6 protein-coding genes and 1 pseudogene are annotated in these 4558 nt (G+C 55.1%); 5 read left to right on the forward strand and 2 right to left on the reverse strand.

Features of this window, described 5'->3' with window-relative positions:
• Nucleotides 1-5: 5 nt before the first annotated feature.
• From ACF8AM_RS23960 to ACF8AM_RS23975, 4 genes are read left to right on the forward strand one after another with little or no spacing between them, the layout of a single operon-like run.
• Nucleotides 6-98 carry a PepSY-associated TM helix domain-containing protein gene (locus tag ACF8AM_RS23960; RefSeq protein WP_392558076.1) on the forward strand — a complete coding sequence of 31 codons (93 nt, stop codon included), beginning with the start codon at nt 6-8 and terminating at the stop codon, nt 96-98.
• 36 nt (nt 99-134) lie between these two features.
• A complete protein-coding gene (locus tag ACF8AM_RS23965; protein ID WP_008655059.1) occupies nt 135-662 on the forward strand; it encodes a DUF2271 domain-containing protein in 528 nt (175 codons plus the stop codon).
• Nucleotides 663-688: 26 nt separating this feature from the next.
• Complete coding sequence (locus tag ACF8AM_RS23970) at nt 689-1495, forward strand: DUF4198 domain-containing protein (protein WP_392558072.1); 807 nt, start codon at nt 689-691, stop codon at nt 1493-1495.
• On the forward strand, nt 1492-2208 hold the full coding sequence (locus ACF8AM_RS23975) for a flavodoxin domain-containing protein (RefSeq protein WP_392558073.1): 717 nt from the start codon (nt 1492-1494) through the stop codon (nt 2206-2208). The genes ACF8AM_RS23970 and ACF8AM_RS23975 overlap by 4 nt, the downstream gene beginning before the upstream one ends.
• Nucleotide 2209: 1 nt before the next feature.
• Here ACF8AM_RS23975 and ACF8AM_RS23980 read toward each other — a convergent pair whose 3' ends face one another.
• Complete coding sequence (locus ACF8AM_RS23980; RefSeq protein ID WP_392558074.1) at nt 2210-2917, reverse strand: hypothetical protein; 708 nt, start codon at nt 2915-2917, stop codon at nt 2210-2212.
• A 45-nt stretch (nt 2918-2962) separates the two neighbouring features.
• The gene (locus ACF8AM_RS23985) at nt 2963-4147 is read right to left on the reverse strand and encodes a prenyltransferase/squalene oxidase repeat-containing protein (protein ID WP_392558075.1); all 1185 of its coding nucleotides are present in this window, start codon (nt 4145-4147) and stop codon (nt 2963-2965) included.
• 197 nt (nt 4148-4344) lie between these two features.
• Between ACF8AM_RS23985 and ACF8AM_RS23990 the strand changes: the two are divergent.
• Nucleotides 4345-4558, forward strand: a pseudogene (locus tag ACF8AM_RS23990) (spore coat protein CotH); the annotation flags it as partial.

Here is a 4558-nt window from a genome sequence, read left to right on the forward strand (position 1 = left end):
TGTTGGTGGAACACGCTCGACGTCGAAAAATGACTTGGCCACTCGTCGGACTCGGACTCTTCCTGCCGTTCCTATTGGCGGTGTTACTCATTCACTGAACACTTTCCTTCCTCTTGATGACTCGACTTCCTTCCATGATGAATCGAATTGCGTTGATGCTCGGTATCGCCCTGCTCGGCGTCAGCCAGACGACCGCCGAAGACTGGAAAGCGACCGTTGAAATCCCACGGTTGAATGTCTCGGAATACCACCGTCCCTATGTGGCGATCTGGATCCAAGACGAAAACCGAAAGTGCGTTGCGAACTTAGCCGTTTGGTACCAACTGACCAAATCCGGCGAAGGCGAAGGCACCAAGTGGTTGCCCGACTTGCGTCAGTGGTGGCGTCGTTCTGGACGTTCGCTGGAAATGCCCGTGGATGGAGTGTCCAGCGCCACCCGTCCTGCCGGCAAACATGAATTGACGTTCGACGACCACAAGCAACGATTTTCAAAATTGCCCGCTGGCAAATATAGCCTGATGGTCGAGGCCTCCCGCGAAGTCGGCGGTCGCGAAATTGTGGAACTGCCATTTGTATGGCCTTCCAAGACGACACAAAAACTGAATGCCGCCGGCAAAGAAGAACTCGGCGAAATCACCTTCGTCATCCCATCCACCAAATGAACTTCCTTTTTAACACGAGAATGAACATGAATCGCTTGCTCCTTTCGTTTGCTTTTTTGCTGACCGCCATTCCGAGCACGACCTATGCCCACAAGGTTTGGTTGTTGCCATCGCAAACCGTGTTCTCGGGTCCCGAGCCCTGGTTGACTGTCGACGCGGCCGTTTCGAATGACCTGTTCTATTTCAATCACTTTCCACTGGGGTTGGACAACTTGGTCATCACGGCTCCTGACGGAACCGCAGCCGAAGCTCAGAACAAATCCCAAGGCAAGTACCGCAGCGTCTTTGATCTCCCCCTGACTCAGCGTGGCACCTATCGCTTGGCGATCATCCACGACGGTGCCTTTGCAAGCTGGGAAGAGAACGGCAAACGTCGTCGTTGGCGTGGAAGCGCTGACGCGATCGCAAGTGAAGTTCCTACCGATGTCGACAACCTTCGCATCACCGAAAGCTACGGTCGGGTCGAAACGTTCGTCACCAACGGTGCCCCGTCGCTGGACGCGCTGCAACCAGTCGGCAAGGGAATTGAGCTGATTCCTGTGACCCATCCCAACGACCTGTACGCGGGCGAAACAGCAACGTTCCGCTTCCTGGTCAATGGCCAACCTCAGAAAGACTTGGAAATCGTTGTGATCCAAGGCGGCACACGCTATCGCAACTCCCAAGAAGAAACCAAAGTCACGACCAATGAAGAAGGCGAATTCCAAGTCACTTGGTCCGAGCCTGGCATGTACTGGATCGAAACCAGTCACCAAGACAAGGAGACCAAGATCAAGAACGCCGCTGGTCGCCGCATGAGCTACGCTGGCACCGTTGAAGTTCTGCCTCAATGAGCTTGAAGATCAACGCCATTTGCCTCGCGGTGCTCATGATCGCCGCTTGGTTCCTGGCTCAATGGACCGAAGGCGCTTGGTGGGTCGCACCACCAAGTGCCGCACGTTGGTGGATGGCGGCGGGCTCTCTCATCGCCTACGGTTTGCTGTGCGCCTGGTCATTTCGAAGTGACTCGGCAACAAAAACATCGACGACGAATGTCGTCTCGGTCACTTCCGAACAAGTGGCTGAGAACCGCCCGGCGGCTTCGGCCAACGACGATTCGGTGTTGGTCGTTTATGCCAGCGAAACAGGATTCGCTGAAGAACTGGCGCAACAAACATTGGAACTGCTACGTGCGGCCGGCAAAGTTGCCGAACTGCTGCCTCTGGATGAATTATCCGTCGAGCAATTGCAGACCTCTCCACACGCATTTTTCCTGGCCAGCACGGCGGGAGATGGTGAACCGCCCGTTCACGCATATGAATTTGCCGAGGAAGTGATGTCTTCCCAGCATAATTTGTCATCGCTGACCTACGCGGTGCTCGCACTCGGCGACAGCAGTTACGACGAGTACTGTGCATTCGGCCGACAAATCGACGCTTGGTTGCAACAGTGCGGCGCGAAGGCAGCCGACGAGAGAATCGAAGTTGATGACGCCGATCCGTTGGCATTGTCAGCCTGGCAAGCACTTGTCGAAGAGTTCGCTGGCAACGCTCAACCGAGTCTGTGACTTAGCTTTGGTATCGAACCAAGTACCAACCGCGGCCGATCGAAGTGGCGAACTCCAATTCGTGTGGGTCGGACAATCCACCCACGAATGAACTTGGTCGACTCTTAGGTGGATGCCACTCCGCCCAATCACCACCATCGGTCCCGGTCAGTTGCAGCTTGATGGCGCCGTTTTGCAGTTCAATCGCACTGACGTAAACGGCTTGCTCCGCGACCGAAGGAGCCTGCAACAGAACCAACGTGGTTGGACGTCCAAATGGATACGCCATGAAGGGACCGATCTCTGGCAGCTCACCGTCGTGTTTCGGCCACTCCTCCCGAAGCGGTGCAACGATGCGTTCCAGTCCCTCCACACGCAAGGCAAACCGTGCCCGCTTACCTTGCCATGCGATCGAGTCAACGTGGGTCGCAAGCGCAAACCAAAAACCCGCCAAAGTGACCACCGCCAACAACTGCGCCAACGATCGGTGCTGAGTCGTTGGCGACGATCTGGCAAAGAACTGAACCAGCAAACCAAACAGACTTCCCACGGCCAAGATCGCGATCAAACCGATCCCAACACTGCGAACTGGATTGGCTTGCAGCCATGAAACTGAAAACCATTCGCTTCGAACCAGTGATCCAAACGAAGGATCCACGGCAGCCCAGATCGCAAGCATGCAAAATGCTGCGATCTGGCTTCCCCACAACCACTTCGATTGTCTCGACATTCAAATGCCTCGTTCGTCTGCGAATGAATCGTCAGGTAACAACACTCACTGACAGTGTCCCAGTGCCATCAAAGCAAAACTGGTAGCGAGGTTTTTATCGTTTTCAAACCATCGTTGATTTTCGTTGCTCCACGATCCATCTTCGTTCTGACGTTCGGCCAATTCCGCAATTAATTCGGCTTTCCAGTCGTGTTCCTCGCCCTCGGAATCGACAACCGTTTTCAGTCCCGCCGCGTCGAGCGCCGCCGCGAAGGTGTGATAGTAGTAATACAGACCAGCGGACCCCATGCCGGGATTCTTTTCAACGCTGTAGTGGTCTCGGATCCAGGTTTGAGCGGCTTTGACACGAGGGTCTTCCTTTGTCAGACCGGCAAAGATCATGCTCTTCAAACCCGTGTACCCCATTGATCCATAACTGCGAAGTCCACCATTGGGCGTGAAGCGTTCTTCCGAGGTGCTCGGATCAATCTTGGTCGTTGGGATTTCGTAGTAGAACCCTCCGTCATCGACCTTGTCAGCGAACTGGGTGTCGTTGTGCTTGGTGTCCAAATTCTGGCATCGCGAAATGAACACGAGCGCGCGTTGAATCGCTGGGTCGCTCGCCGGAGTCTCAACGGCTCGCAAGGCTTCGATCATGTACCCGGTGTTGGACAAATCAGGTCGGCCGGCACCGCCGTACCCGACGCCGCCATACCAGGGGTCGGAGGGATCCTTGGTTCCTTCGCCGTACTGGATTCCTGTCACGAACTCCTTGGCGCGTTTCAAGATTTCCTTGTACTGGCCGGTCTTGTTCGCTTCGGCGAAGCAAACCATCGCGACGCAAGTTTCATAGTTTTTCAGCCGGCCGTTGCCGTAGATGCCGCCGTCCGGTTTGACATAGCCTTCGAGTGCTTTCAAACCTTCCGCGACCATTGGGTCATCCAGCTTTTTTCCGTTGCGCAGCGCCGACGTGATGGCCAGCGCGGTCACGCCTGGCCCGACTCTGTCCGAGAAAGTGCCCTGTTCGGATTGCCCCTCCTTGGCCAGAAAAGCCAACCCCTTGTCGACAATTTCTTGACGGAGTTGCTCCGTTTTGCTCGCCGCTTTGTTTTCCAGTTCCCCCTTGGGCTCCTTGGCGCAAACCGGCAAACAAGTGATCGCCATTGCACAGGTTGTGACAAAAATCCGACGCCCGAGGCGGAATTTCCGGCAGTTGAGTTCAGAGCCAGTTGGATTGGATTCCCGAAGCATCTGTATTTCTCATCGTAGAAGGGAAGGAAAAGCGTTCGATCGCGGAACGGCGATCAACAAACGACCAAGCAAGCAATGTGCCGGCAAGCCAGCGAAAATGATTCTTCATTTTTTGTGGCGGTTGTGACCTGGATTTGCAACTGACCAGAAGAAGGCTTTTCTTCCGCCATCTCGCGTCTTGTTTGCCAGGTATTTGAATGCTCCGTCTCCCACACGTTCGCCCACCAGTTTTGTTGTTCGCCGGAGTCACCTTCATTGGTGGGCTCGGTTGTTCACCCAACATCCAGGCTCAACCCCCCGGTGGCCCTGGAGGCCCGAACCAACCAGAACAGAAACTCGTTGAAAAGTTTGACGACGACGACAACGGTTGGCTGGACGACACGGAACGCGAGGGAGCTCGCGAATTTCTTG

It is taken from the genome of Rhodopirellula sp. JB055 (genome assembly GCF_043100905.1).
Classification (GTDB): Bacteria; Planctomycetota; Planctomycetia; order Pirellulales; family Pirellulaceae; genus Rhodopirellula.

What these genes read in the sequence shown, in the direction of transcription:
- ACF8AM_RS23980 (WP_392558074.1), bottom strand. Translation starts at nt 2,917, where the DNA reads ATGTCGAGACAATCGAAGTGGTTGTGGGGAAGCCAGATCGCAGCATTT.
- ACF8AM_RS23970 (WP_392558072.1), top strand. Translation starts at nt 689, where the DNA reads ATGAATCGCTTGCTCCTTTCGTTTGCTTTTTTGCTGACCGCCATTCCG.
- ACF8AM_RS23975 (WP_392558073.1), top strand. Translation starts at nt 1,492, where the DNA reads ATGAGCTTGAAGATCAACGCCATTTGCCTCGCGGTGCTCATGATCGCC.
- ACF8AM_RS23985 (WP_392558075.1), bottom strand. Translation starts at nt 4,147, where the DNA reads ATGCTTCGGGAATCCAATCCAACTGGCTCTGAACTCAACTGCCGGAAA.
- ACF8AM_RS23965 (WP_008655059.1), top strand. Translation starts at nt 135, where the DNA reads ATGATGAATCGAATTGCGTTGATGCTCGGTATCGCCCTGCTCGGCGTC.